At 53.7% G+C, this 19,664-nt stretch carries 20 protein-coding genes and 1 riboswitch; of the genes, 13 read left to right on the forward strand and 7 right to left on the reverse strand.

Annotation, left to right across the window (positions count from 1 at the left end; all coding sequences use genetic code 11):
* Window positions 1-52 precede the first annotated feature (52 nt).
* The 6 genes from QMO62_RS23115 to QMO62_RS23140 all read left to right on the forward strand — a co-directional run bounded on the left by QMO62_RS23115 (window position 53) and on the right by QMO62_RS23140 (window position 6,683).
* Entirely contained in the window at window positions 53-769 is a 717-nt protein-coding gene (locus QMO62_RS23115) for an HAD-IA family hydrolase (RefSeq protein ID WP_284644638.1), read from the forward strand.
* 34 nt (window positions 770-803) lie between these two features.
* Window positions 804-2,843 carry a peptidoglycan D,D-transpeptidase FtsI family protein gene (locus QMO62_RS23120; protein WP_284644639.1) on the forward strand — a complete coding sequence of 680 codons (2,040 nt, stop codon included), beginning with the start codon at window positions 804-806 and terminating at the stop codon, window positions 2,841-2,843.
* Between the two features lie 236 nt (window positions 2,844-3,079).
* Window positions 3,080-4,030: a metal ABC transporter solute-binding protein, Zn/Mn family gene (locus QMO62_RS23125; RefSeq protein WP_284644640.1), complete on the forward strand. Its 951-nt coding sequence runs from the start codon at window positions 3,080-3,082 to the stop codon at window positions 4,028-4,030.
* A 28-nt stretch (window positions 4,031-4,058) separates the two neighbouring features.
* Entirely contained in the window at window positions 4,059-4,832 is a 774-nt protein-coding gene (locus QMO62_RS23130) for a metal ABC transporter ATP-binding protein (RefSeq protein ID WP_284644641.1), read from the forward strand.
* 5 nt (window positions 4,833-4,837) lie between these two features.
* On the forward strand, window positions 4,838-5,806 hold the full coding sequence (locus tag QMO62_RS23135; RefSeq protein ID WP_284644642.1) for a metal ABC transporter permease: 969 nt from the start codon (window positions 4,838-4,840) through the stop codon (window positions 5,804-5,806).
* A complete protein-coding gene (locus tag QMO62_RS23140; RefSeq protein WP_284644643.1) occupies window positions 5,799-6,683 on the forward strand; it encodes a metal ABC transporter permease in 885 nt (294 codons plus the stop codon). Before QMO62_RS23135 ends, QMO62_RS23140 begins: the two co-directional genes overlap by 8 nt.
* Before the next feature lie 64 nt (window positions 6,684-6,747).
* Here QMO62_RS23140 and hisC read toward each other — a convergent pair whose 3' ends face one another.
* A complete protein-coding gene (gene hisC / locus QMO62_RS23145) occupies window positions 6,748-7,848 on the reverse strand; it encodes a histidinol-phosphate transaminase (protein ID WP_284644644.1) in 1,101 nt (366 codons plus the stop codon).
* Between the two features lie 98 nt (window positions 7,849-7,946).
* Between hisC and QMO62_RS23150 the strand changes: the two genes are divergently transcribed.
* Window positions 7,947-8,849 carry a LysR family transcriptional regulator gene (locus tag QMO62_RS23150; RefSeq protein ID WP_284644645.1) on the forward strand — a complete coding sequence of 301 codons (903 nt, stop codon included), beginning with the start codon at window positions 7,947-7,949 and terminating at the stop codon, window positions 8,847-8,849.
* Window positions 8,850-8,880: 31 nt separating this feature from the next.
* Here QMO62_RS23150 and QMO62_RS23155 read toward each other — a convergent pair whose 3' ends face one another.
* On the reverse strand, window positions 8,881-9,729 hold the full coding sequence (locus tag QMO62_RS23155) for a sugar phosphate isomerase/epimerase family protein (RefSeq protein WP_284644646.1): 849 nt from the start codon (window positions 9,727-9,729) through the stop codon (window positions 8,881-8,883).
* A 212-nt stretch (window positions 9,730-9,941) separates the two neighbouring features.
* Between QMO62_RS23155 and asnB the strand changes: the two genes are divergently transcribed.
* The 5 genes from asnB (at window position 9,942) to QMO62_RS23180 (ending at window position 14,974) form a co-directional block, all read left to right on the forward strand.
* The gene (asnB, locus tag QMO62_RS23160; protein ID WP_284644647.1) at window positions 9,942-11,819 is read left to right on the forward strand and encodes an asparagine synthase (glutamine-hydrolyzing); all 1,878 of its coding nucleotides are present in this window, start codon (window positions 9,942-9,944) and stop codon (window positions 11,817-11,819) included.
* A gap of 18 nt (window positions 11,820-11,837) precedes the next feature.
* A complete protein-coding gene (locus tag QMO62_RS23165) occupies window positions 11,838-12,584 on the forward strand; it encodes a Cof-type HAD-IIB family hydrolase (RefSeq protein ID WP_284644648.1) in 747 nt (248 codons plus the stop codon).
* Window positions 12,585-12,603: 19 nt separating this feature from the next.
* Window positions 12,604-13,089 carry a DUF456 domain-containing protein gene (locus tag QMO62_RS23170; protein WP_284644649.1) on the forward strand — a complete coding sequence of 162 codons (486 nt, stop codon included), beginning with the start codon at window positions 12,604-12,606 and terminating at the stop codon, window positions 13,087-13,089.
* A 15-nt stretch (window positions 13,090-13,104) separates the two neighbouring features.
* On the forward strand, window positions 13,105-14,769 hold the full coding sequence (locus tag QMO62_RS23175) for a putative polysaccharide biosynthesis protein (RefSeq protein ID WP_284644650.1): 1,665 nt from the start codon (window positions 13,105-13,107) through the stop codon (window positions 14,767-14,769).
* Window positions 14,770-14,872: 103 nt separating this feature from the next.
* Window positions 14,873-14,974, forward strand: coding sequence for a YjcZ family sporulation protein (locus tag QMO62_RS23180; protein ID WP_284644651.1), 102 nt, complete (start codon window positions 14,873-14,875; stop codon window positions 14,972-14,974).
* Window positions 14,975-15,047: 73 nt separating this feature from the next.
* Here the strand turns inward: QMO62_RS23180 and QMO62_RS23185 are convergent, their stop codons facing one another.
* The gene (locus QMO62_RS23185) at window positions 15,048-15,425 is read right to left on the reverse strand and encodes a hypothetical protein (protein WP_284644652.1); all 378 of its coding nucleotides are present in this window, start codon (window positions 15,423-15,425) and stop codon (window positions 15,048-15,050) included.
* Window positions 15,426-15,575: 150 nt separating this feature from the next.
* On the opposite strand from QMO62_RS23185, the gene QMO62_RS23190 reads away from it, so the two are divergent.
* Window positions 15,576-15,962: a YmaF family protein gene (locus QMO62_RS23190; RefSeq protein WP_284644653.1), complete on the forward strand. Its 387-nt coding sequence runs from the start codon at window positions 15,576-15,578 to the stop codon at window positions 15,960-15,962.
* A gap of 56 nt (window positions 15,963-16,018) precedes the next feature.
* On the opposite strand, the gene QMO62_RS23195 is transcribed toward QMO62_RS23190, so the two are convergent.
* From QMO62_RS23195 to QMO62_RS23210, 4 genes are all read right to left on the reverse strand, one after another.
* The gene (locus tag QMO62_RS23195) at window positions 16,019-16,837 is read right to left on the reverse strand and encodes a DUF2935 domain-containing protein (protein ID WP_284644654.1); all 819 of its coding nucleotides are present in this window, start codon (window positions 16,835-16,837) and stop codon (window positions 16,019-16,021) included.
* A gap of 143 nt (window positions 16,838-16,980) precedes the next feature.
* A complete protein-coding gene (locus QMO62_RS23200) occupies window positions 16,981-17,832 on the reverse strand; it encodes a bifunctional 5,10-methylenetetrahydrofolate dehydrogenase/5,10-methenyltetrahydrofolate cyclohydrolase (RefSeq protein WP_284644655.1) in 852 nt (283 codons plus the stop codon).
* Between the two features lie 64 nt (window positions 17,833-17,896).
* Window positions 17,897-17,979: riboswitch (ZMP/ZTP riboswitch) on the reverse strand.
* Between the two features lie 58 nt (window positions 17,980-18,037).
* Window positions 18,038-19,312 carry a DUF2515 domain-containing protein gene (locus QMO62_RS23205; RefSeq protein ID WP_284644656.1) on the reverse strand — a complete coding sequence of 425 codons (1,275 nt, stop codon included), beginning with the start codon at window positions 19,310-19,312 and terminating at the stop codon, window positions 18,038-18,040.
* Between the two features lie 151 nt (window positions 19,313-19,463).
* Window positions 19,464-19,652 (reverse strand): type II toxin-antitoxin system antitoxin, encoded by a 189-nt coding sequence (locus tag QMO62_RS23210; protein WP_284644657.1) that lies wholly within the window; start codon window positions 19,650-19,652, stop codon window positions 19,464-19,466.
* Between the last annotated feature and the right edge of the window lie 12 nt (window positions 19,653-19,664).

A 19,664-nucleotide genomic window follows, 5' to 3' on the forward strand; every position in this document is an offset into this window, starting at 1 on the left:
TTGAGACTTTCGCGGAGAGAAAAAGCTACATAGGGATTGGAGTAAACCGAATATGCTGTTACGCAAACCGCTTCATGAATATAAAGCCGTTTTTTTTGACGTGGGAGATACGCTGCTCACGATCCCTGCGGCAAGGATCATCATGCATGAATACTTGGCCGGGCGATCCTTGCACCGGGAACAGGAGCGAATCGGGGAACTTTTTACCGAGTCGTTTCGTCTTATGTATTATGATAAGCAGGCGGGGCCGTTCGAGGCTTGCACCCCGGAATCGGACCGCGCGTTCTGGGTAAGCCTGTACCGATATATCCTTGAGAAGCTTGGGGTCCATGAAGAGAATTGGACCGAGGAGCAGATCCACGAGTGCTGTCATGAGCTGTACGATCTGTTCACTTCGCCGGAGCATTATGCATTATTTGATGACGTTAAGGAAGTGCTCGAGGAGCTGACGCAGCGCGGGTTTCAGCTGGGCGTCATCTCCAACTTCGCGCCTACACTAGTATCGATCCTGGAGTATAAGGGCATTCGCAGCTACTTCGAGCCGGTGCTCGTATCGACCGAGGTGGGGCTTGAGAAGCCGGACCCGGCGATCTTCGCGCTCGCACTGGAACAATCGGGCTTGGCAGCACACGAGGTGCTGTACATCGGTGACCATGAACGCAACGATATCTGGGCGCCGAATCAGCTCGGCATCGATGCGGTTCGCATCAAGCGATATGACTACCAAACCGGGGAAGGCATCGTTTCCTTGCGGGATTTATTAACCTAATGAATCATTTGAAGCAAAAGGAGTCGAAAGCACAATGAAATCATCGCTGGGTCTGGACGATCCGCAAAAGCATGAGGCGAATAAACGCCGGCAGTATACCCTTCGGATTAATGTCTTTTTCTTTGTTACGTTCTTTTTGTTCTCCGTGCTCATCGTCCGCCTGGCGATGCTTCAGTTCGTGGAGGGGCAGGAGCTGCGGGCTCAGGAAGCCGATCAGACCAAGGCGCAGACGAAAATTCCTCCGATTCGGGGCAACATCCTGGACCGCAACGGGGCGCCGATCGCCATCACGACCTCGACGCAATCGCTCTATTTCCGAATGGAATCGGGGCAGGCGAAGGACGATGTGGTGGCTCTTGCCAAGCAGCTGGCTACCATATTTGCGACTTACGGATCGCCGACGCAGAAGCAGCTGTCGCCCGAGGATATCATTAAGGCGATGGATGTGGGCTACGATCTGGAGAAGAAGAAGACGCATGATCCGAGCTATTCGTTTACACCGCGGCGGATCAAGTCGGATTTGACCAAGGATGAGATAGCCTATATCAGTGAGCGCCGCGACGAGCTCAAATGGATTGAAATTACCGAGGAAAGCATCCGGTCCTACGACAGCATCAACACGATTGCGGTGCAGCTGGTAGGATACATGCGCCCGTTCAATACGGCCCGAAGCTCCCAGGGGCATGCGTTTTACCGGGATCCGGAGAAGACGAAGGAATACCTGGATACGGAGGATGTCGGATTTGACGGCATCGAGCGGCAATACCAGGAGGAGCTGCGCGGCAAGAACGGCTCGAAGACGTATCCGGTCAATGCGTCGCAGAAAATTATCGGCAAAATGACCATTACCCCTCCCCAGAAGGGAAACAATCTGTTCTTAACCATCAACAAGGACGTGCAGCTGACGGCGGAGCAAGCGATTATGGATCAGCTGGCGTATATGAAAAGTGCGGAGGCGCGAGCGCTGAAGTTTCCTGCCATTGGGAAGAATGCTGTGGCGGGCTATGCGGTAGCGATGGAAGTAGATACAGGCAAGGTTGTAGCGATGGCGAGTATGCCGGATTACGATCCGAACGTATGGAACGGGGGCATTCCGCCGGCCGAGTACAAACGGATCGAGCCTTACATTAACAACGGTACGATCACTACGGCCTATCCGGACTATCCGGAGAATGAGCGGAAGAACCATCCTAGCTCCATTGTGTATGTCGGCTCCACAATCAAGCCGTTATCGGTATTGATCGGCTTGAACGAGGGCTTGTTTACGCCGAGTACGGTATATAACGATACCGGGGTATTCACCTACGGCCGGAACGGCAACGCAAGGCTGCAGAATTCCGATGGTAAGTCCTTTGGACCGATCACTGCAACTACGGCGATTCGCGTTTCGTCGAACACGTTCATGTCGGCCATGATAGGCAACAAGCTGTACGAGAAATATGGGAAGCAGGCGCCGCAGCTGTGGTCCGACTACCTGGCGAAGTTCGGGCTGGGAGTATCTACGGGAAGCGGCCTTCCGCGGGAGTATGAAGGCTTGAGCGAGTTCCTGACGAATACGAAGGAGACCGAGCAGTCCCGGATGGTATTTGCTTCGTGGGGCCAGAACGAGAAGTATACGACGCTGCAGCTGGCCCAGTATGCGACGACGCTGGCCAACCGGGGCAAACGGCTGCAGCCGCTTCTGGTAGACAAGATCGAGACCTATGACGGGGAGCTGGTCAAGAAATTTGATGAACCGGTCGTGCTCGATGAGTCACAGTTCTCGAAGCTCCACTGGGATACAGTGCTGAACGGGATGGAGAGCTTCGTTACCGGCTTTGACGACTTCCCTTACAAGCTGGCGAGAAAGACGGGGACCTCCACGCAGAATGTCGGCGGCCAGCATGTCGATAATGCGGTATTCATCGCCTTCGCCCCTGCCGATAAGCCGAAGCTTGCCGTAGCGGTGGTCGTGCCTGAGGGGGGCTTCGGCTCCTGGGGCGCCGCACCGATCGCTCGCAAAATCTTCGATGCTTACGACCAGTACTACGGCCTTGACGGAGTGCCGAAGAACGGAAAGGGCAAGACGGAATAACAGGCAGAACGAAGCAAGAGGCTGTTCCTTCTGGAGCAGCTTTTTTTGTTGCGTTGAAAGGATGCATTTTTTTAAATTAAATGTTGCACTAGGGAAACATATTTGTATATAATAAAAATGTAGTCGCAGGGGAAAGAAATATACTCCAGGGAAACATTTAAGGTCTAAGACAACTTTTTTGGCTCATATAGGTAAAGTATGCTTATTACACAAAGAGAAATGGAGCGCGAGAAACAATGAAAAAGCAATCAATCAGCTCGTCCTTTAAGCGGTTTATTATGACGATTCTGTTCCTTGGCTTAACGGTAATGCTAACCGCCTGCGGGGGAGATGAAGCAGCCGGAGGAGACGGGAAGCTGAAGGTGACGACCACGATCGGAATGATCAGCGATGTCGTGAAGAATGTCGGGGGAGAGCATGTCGCCGTTACAGGACTGATGAAATCCGGCGTTGATCCGCATCTCTACAAGGCCTCGCAGGGCGATGTGAAGAAGCTGGAGCAGGCGCAGATCATTTTCTACAACGGGCTTCATCTGGAGGGGAAGATGGAGGAAATCTTCGAGCAGATGCGCAAGGAGAAGCCGACGGTTGCCGTTACTAAGGGCATCGATGAGGCGAAGCTGCTGAGTGCAAACGACGGACAATCGGCGCATGATCCGCACGTCTGGTTCGATGTAAAGCATTGGATCAGCGCCACAGAGGTGATCCGCGATGAGCTGAGCAAGCTGGATAGCGCTCATGCGGAGGATTACAAGAAAAATGCGGCCGCCTATATCGTACAGCTCCAGCAGCTCGACAGCTATGTCCGTGAGCAGATCGGCACGATCCCTCAGCAGCAGCGGGTGCTCGTAACCGCTCACGATGCCTTCGGTTATTTCGGCAAGGCTTACGGCATCCAGGTGATGGGGCTTCAAGGAATCAGCACTGCCTCTGAGTACGGCTCCAAGGATGTCAGCGATCTTCGCGATTACCTGGTGAAGAACAGGATCAAGGCGGTTTTCGTAGAGTCCAGCGTACCGAAGAAGTCCATTGAAGCGGTGATCCAGGGAGCGAAGCAGCAGGGTCATGAGGTGAAAATCGGCGGAGAGCTCTTCTCCGATGCGATGGGCAAGGAAGGAACAACGGAGGGGACTTACATCGGTATGGTTCGCCATAACGTCGACACGATTGTCAAAGCGTTGAAATAATAAAGCCAGCGACAGGGGGAGAGGGACTATGGACAAAGAGCGTCAAGCTCCATTATCGATTCAAGGCATGACGGTTGCCTATCAGAAGAAGCCGGTGCTCCGCGAGGTGTCGCTTGAGGTGCCGGAAGGGAAGCTCATCGGGATTGTCGGCCCCAACGGAGCGGGCAAATCCACGCTCATTAAAGCGGCGCTCGGCTTGATCCCGAAGGTAACGGGAGAGGTCGCCATCTATGGCCGCCCCTATAAGGAGCAGCGTCAGCTTGTGGGCTACGTTCCGCAGCGGGAGTCGGTCGACTGGGATTTTCCCACGAGTGCATTGGATGTGGTCATGATGGGACGTTACGGACGGCTCGGCTGGTTCCGCAGACCGGGAGCCAAGGAGCGGCAGATCGCTATGGATTGCCTCGAGAAGGTAGGCATGGCCGACTATGCCGGCCGCCAAATCAGCCAGCTGTCCGGCGGCCAGCAGCAGCGCATTTTCTTGGCACGGGCACTTGCACAGGACGCCAAGCTGTATTTCATGGATGAACCGTTCGTCGGTGTCGATGCGGCCACGGAGAAGGCGATTATCACGCTGCTGGGCGAGCTGAGAAAGCAGGGCAAGACCGTGCTTGTCGTCCACCACGATCTCGCTACGGTGAAGGAATATTTCGACTGGGTCATTCTGCTGAATGTCGGGGTCATGGCGATCGGCCCTACGAATGAGGTGTTTACCAAAGAGAACCTGCAGACCACCTATGGCGGGCGACTGGCGATGCTGGGCAGCGATAACGACGATATGCTTCTGGTGGGAGCGAGGTGACCGGCATGAACGGGATATGGGATGGACTGATCGAGCTGCTGTCCGATCCGAACACGCAGTGGATTTTACTTGGCAGCATTCTGCTCGGATTGAGCAGCGGGGTGCTGGGCAGCTTCGCCTATTTGCGGAAGCAGAGCCTTATGGGAGATGCGCTGGCGCACGCCGCCTTGCCTGGGGTTTGCATCGCGTTTATGCTGACCGGATCGAAGTCGATCTTCTACTTCTTGATCGGCGCGGTGGCCGCAGGGCTGATAGCCACCTTCGGTATCGGGTACGTGACGCGCAACTCGCGGATCAAGCAGGATACGGCGCTCGGTATCGTGCTGTCGGTGTTCTTCGGCTTTGGGATCGTGCTGCTGACGCAAATTCAGCATAGCGACAGCGGCAACCAAAGCGGCCTGGACAAATTCCTGTTCGGGCAAGCGGCGTCGATGGTGCTGTCCGATGTGATCACGATGGCGATCGTCGCCTCTGCGTTAGTGCTTGTATGCTTTGCGTTATTTAAGGAATTTAAGCTGCTCAGCTTCGATGCCGGCTTTGCCAAGGGCATTGGGCTTCCGGTGGCTTTCCTGGACCAATTTCTGATGTTTCTGAGCGTAGTTGCGGTTGTTGTCGGCATCCAGGCTGTCGGCGTCGTGCTGATGTCCGCGCTTCTCATTACGCCTGCCGTATCGGCGCGTTATTGGACGGAGCGCCTTGGCGTGATGGTGGTGCTGTCGGGCTTTTTCGGTGCGATCAGCGGACTGATCGGTACGTTCGTCAGCACCACAGCCAACAACCTGCCGACGGGACCGCTGAGTGTGCTTGCCGCCACCTTGCTGTTCGTGATTTCCGTACTGTTTGCGCCCCGGCGCGGGCTTGTATCCAAGCTGCTGCTGCGGTTGTCGGTCAAGCGAAGCGTCATGAAGGAGCAAGAGCTGCAGGAGGCGAAGGCCGTCGTATCCTCGGCGGGAAGGAGTGTAGGGCATGAATGACTTCTGGATTTTGTTAACCGCGGCGCTTGTCGCTTGCTCCTGCAGCCTGCTCGGCTGCTTCCTGATTCTTCGGCGCATGGCCATGGTCGGGGATGCGATCAGCCATTCCGTGCTGCCGGGGATTGTCATCGCCTTTTTGCTCAGCGGTACGAGAGATTCGCTCTTCATGATGCTGGGCGCTTCCGTACTGGGACTGATCACGGTGTTCCTGATTCAGATGTTTCAGCAGAGCGGCGTGCAGTCCGACGCCTCGATCGGGGTTGTGTTTACCGCGCTTTTCTCCGTAGGCGTCGTTCTGGTAAGTCTATACACGCGCCAGGTGGATCTCGATCTCGACTGTGTGCTGTACGGCGAGATCATCCGTGTCCCTTGGGACGTGATTGAATTCGCCGGAAGGGAAATCGGTCCCAAGGCGGTATGGGGTCTCGGGATCGTACTGACCTTAAGTGCAGTAGTTATTGGGGTGTTCTATAAGCAGTTCAAGCTTTGTTCCTTCGACCCGGCGTTGGCGGCGGCCGTAGGCATACCGGTAGCGTTCTTCCACTACTTGCTGATGGGGCTGGTGTCCGTGACGACCGTTGCCTCCTTCGAGAGCGTAGGGGCCATCCTCGTCGTCGGCATGCTGGTAGTTCCCGCAGCCACTGCTTACCTGCTGACGGAGCGTCTTAGCGTCATGATCTTCCTAAGCATGGGTGTGGGCGTTGCCAGTTCAACACTCGGGTACTACGCTTCCGTACTGCTGGATGCCTCGATCGCAGGCTGTATGATCTCGGTAGCGGGTGTTCTGTTTGCAGCGGCGTTCCTGTTCTCACCGAAGCACGGGGTTGTATTCCGTAAGCTGAAGCAGCGCCGATTGGCAGCTAAGGAAGCAGTATAACTAGTAAGGAAACCCGCCGAGCGGATCTTGACGATTCGACCCTCAGGCGGGTTTTTCGCTTTGTTCACAGCACCCTTTGCAACGCTTCCCCTAGTGCCAGGTTCTCTTCCTCCGTTCCCACTGTGATCCGCACATGCTGAGGCAATCCCCACTGCGCTCCGTGACGAACAATGATGCCGTTCTGAAGAAGCTTCTTGTATACGTCTTCGGCCAAAGCCCCTACCTGAACAAGAATGAAATTGCTCGAGCTGCGTGTATAAGCCAGTCCAAGCTCGTCGAATTTGCGATACAACTGATTCCGACCTTCAGCCACGCATTGACGGGACATTTCAACATGCTCTTCGTCCTTCAGCGCTGCTGCGGCCGCCGCTTGGGCAAGGGCATTGACATTGAACGGCTCGCGTACCCTCTGGATGTGCCCGATGACCTCCTCGGAGGCAATGCCGAATCCTACTCTGAGGCCCGCCAGCCCGTATACCTTGGAGAAGGTTTGCATCACAAGGACGGGAGCCCCTTGCTTCACCCATTCCACCCCATTCGTATAGTCCTCCTCCTCGGCATAGTGGGAGTAGGCCGCATCCAGAACAACGAGAACCCCTTGCGGCAGCGCTCGCAGCAGCCGCTCCGCCTCCGCTTGCCGCAGGTAGGTGCCGGTAGGGTTATTCGGGGAGCAAAGATAAATTAGCTTCGTCCGAGGGGTGACGGCCCGCAGCAGCGCCTCCACATCGTAACGGTAATCCGGGGCGACTAGGGGCACAGGGACAACCTCAGCCCCCATCAGCCGTGCGGCAAACTCATACTCGGTGAAGGTAGGGACTGGGATGACAATCTCATCGCCGGGTTCGAGATAGGCCTCGGAAAGAAGCTTGATCAGCTCGTCGGCCCCGTTGGAGGCGATTACACCCTCCTTGGAAACGTCATACGAAGAAGCAACGGCTTCCCTTAGCGAGGCGGCGGAGGCATCCGGATAACGGTGCAGCTCTGTCAGCCAAGCCTGCATGGCCTCCGTAGCTTTGGGAGAAGCGCCGAGAGGATTTTCGTTGGAGGCGAGCTTGATGATCCGGTCCAAGCCCAGCTCCTGCTGAACCTCCCAAATCGGTTTCCCCGGCGTGTATACGGGAAGACGGGTTAGTACGCTGCGGGGCGCAGCTCCTATCGTTGGCATAACTGATCCTTCCTCTCATCTGTTCATTTCGTGACAACTCCAATATAATGGGAACTATCCTATAAATAAAATCAATATTATCGATATCACATATAGAGGTGATCTATATATTTTCGGTGAATCTGGAGTTGTATAAAACATTCTATACCGTTGCCCGGACGGGAAGCCTTTCCAAAGCGGCAGACCAGTTATTCATTACTCAGCCGAGCGTCAGCTATGCCGTAAAGCAGCTGGAGGAGCAGCTGGGGATGGCACTGTTTACGCGTAATGCGAAGGGAGTAGCTTTGACCGCCGAAGGAAGTGTGCTGTACCGATACGTTGCAGAAGGTATGGAATCGATTCTGATGGGGGAAAAGGCGATCGAGCAGTTCAAGCAGCTGCACCGCGGAGAAGTACGGATCGGCTCAAGCGATACGCTGTGCAAATATTTTCTGCTGCCTTACCTGGAAAGCTTTCATCAGTCATACCCGGAGGTCAACATCCACCTTACGCATGGGAAGACGCCGGACATCGTCGGATGGCTGAGAGAGGGGCGAATTGATTGCGGTATTGTGCATTTTCCGGTAAGTGAGGAATGGTTCGATGTGATTGAGCTTGCGGAGATTCACGACTGCTTCGTTGTCGGCGAGCGTTATCGGAGACTTGCTGATGGCGTTGTTCCGCTTCGGGAGGTTCTGGAGCAGCCGTTAATCGTACTGTCGGGCAACAGCCGTACAAGGGATTTTGTGGAATCGATAGCTAAAGAGCACGGATTGCAGCTCGAGCCCGAGATTGAGGTAGGAAGCGTCGAACTGCTGATCGAATTTGCCAGGAGAGGACTAGGCGTTTCGTTTCTTTCGCGCGAGTTTATTGAAGTGCAGTTGGAGGAGGGGAGTCTGTACGAGGTGAAGACCGCGGAGACCATTCCTTCACGGAAGGTTGGGATTGCCGTGGTTAAGGGGAGCCCGTTGTCTCTGGCCACTCGTAAGCTGATCGAAATGCTGCAGCAAAAAGAAGGCTGAGCCCGCTGAGACGGGGCCAGCCCTGCATGCTTTATTCGAGTCCCGCCGCGCGGAATACTTTCGCGAAGCCTTGCTGTGAACGGGCGAGAAGCTCCTCTGCCGGAGCCGCCGGGGGCTGCGGTGTCAGAATTTCCTGGGAGACAACGCCTTGGTAACCGATCGCGTGCAGCCCCTTCAGGAAGGCCGCCAGATCGATCACGCCTTCTCCCGGGTAGACCCGGTCATTGTCCAGCGCCTCGGCGACAGGAACTTCCTTCGCGTCGTTAATGTGAACGTGCACGATTTGATCCGCGCGCAGCTTCAGGATATCCTCGTAGCAGGCCTCCGTCGTATACCAATGATACGCGTCGAATAACAATCCGACATTGCTCCGCCCGATCGCGTCGATCCAATCGAGTGTACTCGGAATGTCCCAGAGAAACGGATGGGCCCAGCGTGTACGCAGATGATGAGGGCCGACGAATTCCAGGCCGAAACGGATGCCGTAGGCTCCGAGGACCTCCGCCACGGTACGCAGGCGGCGGGTAGCCAGCGCCATGAAGTGGGCGGCGGGATAGTCGGTGGAGGGTAGGACGTAGGTGCAGCAGCGGGTGACTCCGAGCTGAGCCGCAGCTTCCGCATCCTTGGCAAGGCGAGGCAAACCCTCGCGGAACCGCTCCTCCGACTGGCGCCATTCCACCGAGAGGCCGATGGACCCGATCTGTACCTTCTGCTCCGCAAGGAAGGATTGGACGCCTTCCCTGCCTGCTTCAACGATCCAGTCCTCCAGCTCTTTGCCGCTGGTATCGACAGCCTCGAATCCGTAGCTTGAAGCAAGTGAAACGAAGTTTGCGAGTGAGCCGACCTGACCGAGTCCGGCACGAGTTAAGCCTTTTTTCATTAAGGAACACTCCCTTCTTGAGTGACAACCGATAGATCCAGCTTCTCAAATCATAATCTGATCACGCAAGGGCTGTCTACTCAGAAAATGTGACATGTCCTGATACTTTCGCTTCCTAAAATGATTCTAGCTCACGAATATGGTATACTAGTTGAATTGAATCGCGTTCCAAGGACGAATGGCTTTGGTCAGAGATGAAGGAGGACGTTGTTATGTGCGGCATCACCGGCGCCATGTATTTTGAAGATAGAGAACCTGAGCAGTCCTTATTGAAGAGAATGACGGACTGTATCGTTCACCGGGGACCGGATGACTTTGGGTTTTGGAGCGAGAATCGCATCGGACTCGGGTTTCGCCGGCTCTCCATCATCGACCTGAAGGAGGGGCATCAGCCGCTCGCCAACGAGGATGAAACGGTGTGGATCGCTTTTAACGGAGAGATCTACAATTACAAATATTTGCGCAACCAGCTTCAGGCCAAAGGCCATCAGTTCAAAACCCACTCGGATACCGAGGTTATCGTTCACCTGTACGAGGAGTACGGGGAAGAGTGCGTAAAGCAGCTGCGCGGCATGTTCGGGTTTGTGATCTGGGACCGCAATAAGAAGCGTTTGTTCGGGGCACGGGACCATTTTGGCATTAAGCCGTTCTATTACTTTAAGGATCGCAGCCGGTTCCTGTTCGGATCGGAAATCAAGAGCATTCTGGCGGCAGAGGGTGTGGAACGGAGCATTCACACGGAGAGCCTGCTCAATTACTTGACGTTCCAGTACGTGCCGGAGCCGACGACGATGTTCCAGGGGATCCATAAGCTCCCGCCGGGGCATTCCATTACCGTTAGCTACGAAGGTGACATGCAGATCCGCCGCTATTGGGATCCGATGCTCGAGCCGGAGGAGCGTCCGTTCGAATACTATGTGGAGCAAATTCGGGAGACGCTTAAGGACTCCGTCGTGCATCACATGCAGAGCGATGTGGAGCGGGGCTGCTTCCTGTCCAGCGGGATCGACTCCACCGCAATTGCAGCACAAATGCGTTCCATTGAGCCGATCCGAACGTTCTCGGTAGGCTTCGAGGGCGCCAATAACGAGACGGTGATCGCCCGCCAAACGGCCGCCGCCTTGGACACGGAGCATTACGACAAAATCATATCGCAAAAGGATTATTTCGATACGCTGCCGAAGGCGGTATGGCATCAGGATGAGCCGGTGGCCGATCCGTCTGCTATCGCGCTATATCATGTGGCGCAGCTGGCACGCGAGCACGTTACGGTCGTATTATCGGGAGAGGGCGCCGACGAGCTGTTCGGCGGTTATCGCATTTATCGCGAGCCGTTGTCGCTTCGATCCGTTGAGAGGCTGCCGTATGGGGTCAAGAGACTGCTTCACGCCTTAGCCCGCGTGCTCCCGGAAGGAACGTACGGACGCAATTACGTCCTTCGCGGCACTACGCCGCTCGAGGAACGCTTCCTCGGCAATGCCAAGATCTTCACGGAGGATATGAAGGCCGAAGTGGTGAGGATGGATGCGGAGATGCTTCGCAGCTACAAGAATCCGGTTCAAGTGGCCAAAGCCTTCTACGATAAGTCGAAGCATCTCGATCCGGTGTCCCGGATGCAGTACATCGATATGAACTTGTGGCTCCCGGGAGATATTCTGATGAAGGCGGACAAAATGACGATGGCTCACTCGCTGGAGCTGCGCGTTCCTTTCCTGGATGTGGAGCTGTATGAGCTGACTCGCCGCATTCCTGCAAAATACAGGCTGGCGGAGGGGACGACGAAGTACATTTTCCGTAAGGCGATGGAAGGGATCATTCCTGATTTCATCCTGAACCGGCCGAAGCTGGGCTTCCCGGTGCCGATGCGCGATTGGATCAAGGGGCCTCAGGGCAAGTCGATTCTCGAGCAAATCGAAGGAAGCGGCATTGAGGATTACATTCGGATGGATTCCGTACAGCGGATGCTAGCCAGGCATCAGAAAGGCGAAGGCGACTACGCTAGGCGCATCTGGACGATCTACATGTTCGCGCTTTGGCACCAAACGTATTTGGAGGAAGTGCCGAACCGCCCAATGGCGCAGGCATTGTAGAAGGGGAGTGGACGGACGATGAGCCGATATAAGCTGATTGCCCTCGATATGGACGGTACGCTGCTGACCGAGGACAAGAAGGTATCCGAGGAAAATAAAGCGGCGCTGAGAGCGGCGCGGGATGCAGGCATCACGGTTATTTTCTCGACCGGACGAGGAGTGCAGAACGTGCTTCCTTATGTCGAGGAGCTTCACATGACCGAATCTCCCCTGGTGGTCGTCAACGGGGGCGAGGTATACCGGAAGCCCGGAATGCTGGTGGAGCGCCACACGTTAACTACGGATCAAGTAACACGGCTTCACGAGCTGGCGCTCCAGCACGATACCTGGTATTGGGCCTATTCCGTCGGAGACATCTTTAATAAAGACCGGTGGGCGGAGCCGCAGGAGCTCGACGCATTACAGTGGTTGAAGTTCGGGTATTATACTGACAATAACAGCAGCTTGGCGGCGATTCGTGAAGAGCTGTTATCGTGGGGCACACTGGAGCTTAGCAATTCCCATCCGAACAATTTGGAGCTGAACCCCAAGGGCATCCACAAGGCGAGCGGGATCCGCAAGGTGTGTGAGCTGCTTGGACTGCAAATGTCCGAGGTCATCGCTATGGGCGACAGCTTGAACGATGTTGCCATGATCCGCGAAGCGGGACTTGGTGTGGCGATGGGCAATGCTCAGGATGAGGTGAAGGCGCTCGCCGATGTCGTTACATTGACGAACGAAGAGCATGGGGTCGCCCACATCATCCGAAAGTATGCATTGATCTAGACGAGGAGGCTTCCGCATAATGATCATTGCCGCTTGGGTTATCATTATCTTATTGTTTGTTGTCGGCATGGCCGGGGCCGTCTATCCGGTATTGCCCGGGGCGCTGGCGATTTATGCCGCTTTCTTCGTCTATGGCTTTATGATTGGCTTTGAGCCGTTCGGGCTGTGGTTTTGGCTGATTCAGACGACGATTGTAGCCGTGCTGATGATTGCCGATTACTTGGTCAGTGCTCTTGGTGTCAAAAAATTCGGAGGCACCAAGGCCTCCGTGATCGGCAGTACGATCGGTCTTCTGGTCGGTCCGTTTGTCATACCTGTGGCCGGGCTTCTGATCGGTCCTTTCCTTGGGGCCGTGATAGGCGAGCTTCTGGTCGGCACGGAGCTGCGCCAGGCGATGAGGGCGGGGGTCGGAGCGCTGGTCGGTTTCTTCTCGGGCCTCGTGGTCAAAGTGATTCTGCAGCTGCTAATGATCCTTCTGTTCATCATTTGGGTGATCAATTATTAAGGTGGTTTATTAACAATGTCCAAGGATTCGTTAGTAAAAGGTACGTTAATCCTCACCCTGGCTGCTCTTGTAGCCAGGGCGCTTGGCGTAGTCCAGCGGATACCGCTGGTGTACTTGCTTGGCGAGATCGGGATGGCCTCGTATGCCATCGCCTTTAACCTCTACTCGATGCTGCTCGTTGTCGCTACGGCCGGGATTCCGAGCGCGTTAAGTAAAATGATCTCCGAACGGACAGCGCTCGGACGAACGGCAGAAGCAGATAGGATATACAAGGCCGCATTATGGTTCGCGGCGGGTGCGGGGGTTGTCATGACGGTCATCCTATATGGAGCCGCGCCGTATTACGCCGACATGATCCTGAACCCGCAGGCAGTTCTGCCGATTCGGGCCATTGCTCCGGCACTGCTCCTATTTCCGCTGATTGCCATTATGCGCGGCTACTTTCAAGGCAGGCAAATGATGATGCCGAACGGCATCTCGCAGATTATCGAGCAAATTTTCCGTGTGGTTACTTCGGTGGGACTTGCGCTGCTGCTGCTTGGCGTCGGTTTGGATTTTGCGGTAGCCGGAGCCTCCTTCGGAGGGGTCATCGGCAGCATCGCAGCTTTTGCCGTGATGTTATATTACGGGATGCGGCTGCGGAAGAAGGATCGCTCCGAGACGGAGGTTAGGTCACAAACAACGGTTGGGGCGGACGCTCAGCTTCCGTACAAAACCATTTATGCGCAGCTTTTTAAGCTTTCGGTACCGATTGTCATTTTCTCGATGACGGTAACGCTCATTTATACGATCGACTCCTCGATTGTAACCTTGTTGTTGAAGGACTCGGCAGGAGAAGATGGGGCGCGGGAGATCCTTGGTATCCTGGGAGGCCGTGCGCAATCGTTAGCCGGGATTCCAATCATTCTTGCTGTTGCGCTTAGCCAGTCGGTGGTTCCGATTATCTCCTCGGCTTACTCCCAGAAGGATCTGAAGGGGGTAGCCGATCAAGCCGGCAAGGTGCTCCGCCTATCCATCCTTACTGGACTTCCTGCCGTGCTAGTCATTTGTTTGGCTGCACGTCCGATTAACGGCTTCATCTTCGGCAACCCGACCGGCTCCGTATGGGTGGAACAGTATGCGGCACCTATTATTATTGCATTGACAGCCAGCGCGATGTTCCAGATCATCATGCAAACCTCCGGTGCCGTGCTCATGGGCCTTGGCCGCATGCGATCGCTTGTTCTGGGAGTTGTTGCGGGTATAGGTGCGAAGCTGGCATTCAGCTATGTGCTTGCACCGTGGTTCGGCATCTACGGAATTATCGGGGCGACCATGCTTTGCTTTGTCGTGATGACGGTGCTGAACTTGCTGGTGCTTCGACAAGAGATCAAATTCCGTGTGCTGGGCAAGCGCCGCTGGGCAACGCTGACAATGGCTACGGCAGTCGTTATTCTCCTTGGAATTGGGCTCGATCTGTTCGCTCGAGCGTATGTTCATCCTCTGGGAAGTCCCCGTTGGGACGATATGCTGCAAGCGATTCTGATCGTCGGCATCACCAGCGCAGCGTATCCGGTACTGCTGCTATTGACCAAAACCGTTACTGCCGATGACATCCAGCAAATGCCGGGCCCGATTCGCAGGCTGGCCCGACCGATCCTCAACCGGCTCGGTGGCACCAAGCTGAAGCAAGAGGGGTAAAATTTATAATTGTCCACCGTTATCTCGTCCGGATGAACGTCCAAGCATTCAACCCGCTTACACAATATAATACGGTATCTAGAGCAAAAGGAGGGTGCTAAATATGGGATATGCAGGTGGAGCCGGCGGCGGCCTCGGAACTGGCGTGGGCGTTATTCTTGTACTTTTCATTTTGCTGGTCATCGTGTCTAGAACATTCATGTAATTGTTATAGAAAGACAAAATCCATCCTTTTTTGAAAGGGATGGATTTTGTTTTTGTTTGGCTTTGTAACGGCCCTAGCCAAACCAAGGATAAGCTGGATAAGTTGGGTACGGTGGATAAAAATAGTACGGGGAATAATATGGGTAAGGTACGAAGAATGGAAACACAAACGTTTGGAATGGAAAACGACGTCGATGATACCGGCGGAATGTATTTCCACCAAAGCCGAATTGTCTGTACTCCTGCTCATCTTCACGGTGTGCATTAAGCTCTTCAGGAACTAACATGGTCACTCCGTCCGCATCGATGTCGTCGATAATTGCATCAAACTGTGATCCGTTTGCGGTGTGGGCAATAACATGATATTTCATGTATTTTTGACAAACGGTTTTTACATCGTTAGCCATAGGGTGCATTCCCTGGCTTTGATCAAGGTATATTGGATTATACACTTGCCTATCCCTCCTCTACACCTTCAGGATATTCGCCTAAACTGTAAATGGTTACCTGAAAATGTTAGATTTTTAAAGAAGCCCATACAAGGATTCCACAATACTCATACACTGTATCAGTGTTTATTTTACAGTGAAAGGATGAAATGTATGGTCATACCGATTACGGGGTTTATTTTTGATTCCGGAGAGTCTGATCCAAATCATTCGCACCAGCTGTTCATCACATCCTGGGATGGAAGACCTGTCGCTCACGTACACCCTTTTTCAGGAATTACCTCATACGATGCGGGACACAGCCATCAATATTCGGCAATGACGGCGCCTGCTCCAAGCGGAGTGCAGCATGTCCATGGATATTATGCGGAGACATCGATTGATCAAGGGCATACCCACATCATTCGCGGAACGACAGGTCCATCGATCCCGCTCCCGGGCGGAGGGCATTATCATCACTTTGAAGGATATACGACGGTAAATGGAATGAATCCGCACACCCATATGTATCGCGGGAATACTGGAAACGAAGTGAGTTAAACGACAAAAACAGCTTACGTACGTTTGTGCATAAGCTGTTTTTTCTTATTTACACTTCAATCGCTAATTGGCATGCTAGGCATAGGAGCGCCGCTAAGGGAGCATTCAAACATGTCGATGATAACCAAGAATCTCTCTGCTTCCCGAAAGACATGGTCTGCTAATAAAGGGTGAATAATGCTTTTTATCCTACAAGCTTCGATAAGTTCGCGTGCGGTTTTCTTAAAATCACGAAGTGATTGTACGGACACGCGATTTTGATCCAAAAATTGATCCAGTAAAGGAACCGTTTGCGACTGAGGACGCATGGAATCCAGGTCCCTGGCTTGGAACAATAGCTGGTCAAACTCATCACTAAAATTTCGAGCTTGTTCCACTAAGCGGCGTTCCGAAGGGTCAAGCAAATGACCGATGAATTTTGCGTGGTCTGCCATAATTCTCAGAAAGAAAACATTTTCATTAATGATGGCATCAGGTAGAGGATCAAGCCTGCCGGCATTTAATTCAGCTAACCGTGTGCGGAAATAATTCGCTTCTCTGCTAACGTGATCAACTAATAATGGGAAATTATTTTGTCCGGGTAATTTGCATTGCAAAATTAACCCGAGTACCCTTCGCTTAAACGCCCAGATATAAGAAGCGGCGTTATACACTTCAACATTGAATTGCCGGATGGTATCAGGATCGGTTGCCGGAGAGTAAGAGTGGGAGCGATTCTCGATACTTTCAAATAAGGTATAAAAATGATTGGCTTCATGAATGAGCTGCGTGTCCTCGCACCTAAACCCCAGTCTAAGGAATAAGGAATGCTCTTTCATAATTCGAGACCAAAAACGTGTTTCGTCCAATGATCGGGAAACAAACGCAGTTGACATTATGGGCGTGCACCTCCAACCTGATGAATTAGGATTATGTATATGAGGCCATAGTTTGTCTTCAGCCTAACAGGGAAGAAAAATTTGTTAAATAAGAAAAAAACCAGAAATCCTCAAGGTTCCTGGTTTGTTGTTCAACAGCATTATTTCGCAAGCTCCAAGCGCTTCTCCGCGGCTTCAACGGTGTGCTTAAGCAGCATAGCAATGGTTACCGGACCGACACCGGCCGGGACGGGAGTGATGGCACTAGCTTTCGGCAAGCAAGCCTCGTAATCGACATCCCCGATATTCCCTTGATTATAGCCTGCATCCAGCACGACAGCACCTTCCTTGATCCAAGAGCCTTGCACAAAGCGAGGCTTGCCGACCGCAGCAACGACAATATCCGCCAGCTGCACGATCCGGTCGAGGTCCTTGGTCTTGGAATGGCAGACGGTTACCGTTGCATTCCGGTTAAGCAGCATCAACGAAGCCGGCTTGCCTAGAATGGGACTGCGGCCTATCACAACAGCATGCTTCCCTTCCATAGGCAGCCTATAGTAGTCCATGATCTCCATCATGGCCGCAGGCGTACAGCAGGGGAAGCCAGCCAAGCCAAACGCGCTCCGGGCAAACCCGGCCATCGTAACGCCATCCACATCTTTTTCAATGGCAATCGCTTCAAAGGCCGCCCGCTCATCCATATGATGCGGCACAGGATGCTGCAAAAGAATGCCATGCACCTGATCGTCATGATTAAGCTCGTTAATTACCGTAATCAATTCATCTGTTGTGATGCTTCTATCGAGGTGTATTTTTTTCGAATGGATCCCCAGACGACGGCACGCATTCCCCTTCATCTTGACATAAGTCTCGGAGGCAGGGTCATCGCCAACAAGAATCGTGGCTAAACAAGGGGTAATGCCTTGCAAGGCTAAGCTCTGGATACGCTGAGCCAGCTTCTCCTTAACGGACTGAGCCACGCAGGCTCCATCCAAAATCAGCGGTTCTTTCATTTCCGGTACACACCCTTCGTCTTGTTATTGAAAAACAAAAAGAGGCAAGGAGAACATGTCTCCTTACCTCTGCCCAGGCGTACGGCGTTACTGCTGCCCCTATGCTTCCTCGTGGTCATCCACGTTCCGCCAGTCACATAGGGGTTGTATTTATGCTGATAGCTTCATCTTACATCAACCTTGCCAAGGAATCAATCCTAAGGTTCTAAGGCTTCGTCAGTAAATCCCCGGCAAGGACGGCCAGCTCGACCTTATTCAGTCCGAAGCTGTGCTCATGCGTCATTTCGAAAGAGAAGGGGGCGTCGATATCCGTAACATAGTCCAATACGTCTAAGCTCTTGAACCAGTCGCCTCGCTCGATAGGAGCCACCTCCCGATCCTTCCAGGCAGAGGTCAGATACGGACTATATAATGGCTCGGCTCCCGGCTTCAGCTCTCCGCCCTCCAATCGTTCCTTTAATTGACCGCTCGGAACCGGAGCTTGATGGCGCACCGCCGCATACAGATGAGGCCAATAATCAGCGCGAGAACCGCTATGCCGCTTGCCGAAGGCGAATCGTCGCGCCCCTTCGAATACGACGGGGATGCCAAAGAGGATGGCATACAGCTTTTTGCCTACTTCAATTCGCTCTTTCAGCAGATGGAAGTCCTCAAGGACGAGTCCGGCAACGCGAAGCCTTTGCCCCTCGGTTTCTTCATAGGGGAACACGACCTGGTTTAGCTGCAGCACCGATTGCGTGGTGAAGAAGAAGGTATCAAGCACCTTTTCACGAAAAAAAGGATGCTGCATCACACGCTCTTCAATATAGTGCTGCTCGTTAATGACCAGTCCGACGGTTACCAGTGCGGAATCTCCATACTCCCAGAAGACTTCCCATATCGGCCGCATGAAGGCGGAGACATGAAAGCTCGGGAGGAGATGGAAGAGAGGGCGCCCGGCCCGGCGGCTGGCTTGATAGAGCAGCAGCTGGGGGTAAGCGTCTTGGAAGATCAACGCGTTGGCACGCTCCAGGAATAAAAATACATGCTCACGCTGCTCGGCATTCAATAAATAAGGCAGCAGCTCGCCCTTTAGATCGGTCATGCACCAGCCGCCGTTGCGGGAAACCATATGGGCCAAAAACGCCCAATGAAGCTCGGGCTGTTCTCTGTAGAGACGCAAATAGGAGGCGGTACGCGTCACGTTATTCCGGTTATTAGCATGCGTATCCCGGCGAATTCGCTCCACCAGAGCTTTCTCCGAGGAGGAAAGGGAAGCCGCCGATTGTTTACCCGTAATATTGCCGCCGACTCCATGCTTCCACCCGAGCCGGCGTCTGGCTGCTTCCAGCGCGGACGGTTTTATTCGAATCCGATGTGCGGCACTCAGCAGTTGATTCTCCAGAAGGATCGTATTTTTTTTGCCTTTCAGCCACTCCACTGCTTCTTTAGGCATATCTCCAAGCTTGTGCAGGAGATCCCATCCGTTCCAGCGATACACAAGGCACCCCCTTCCGCTAGGCTATCGACTATGGATACTGTATCTTTACCTTATGCAAGGATGAGGAGTATTGCCTCTTAGTATGTGCCGCAACAGGTAAAAAAAGCCTGACCCTTCTCGATTCCGCCGGATCGAAAAGGGTCAGGCTTTTTTATTCGGAAGAGGGCTCCTCCTTAGAGGAGGGGCGAGGCCCGGGAAGACGATTCGCCCGGGCCGCCGCATCCCGAAGCAGGTATTCGATGTGCCCGTTCACGCTTCGGAATTCATCTGCAGCCCACCGCTCGAGTATCTCATACAGCTTCGGATCAAGCCGGAGAGGAAAGCTCTTTTTACTGGCCATAACAAGTGCTCG

This window comes from Paenibacillus silviterrae (assembly GCF_030167925.1).
Lineage (GTDB): Bacteria > Bacillota > Bacilli > Paenibacillales > NBRC-103111 > Paenibacillus_G > Paenibacillus_G silviterrae.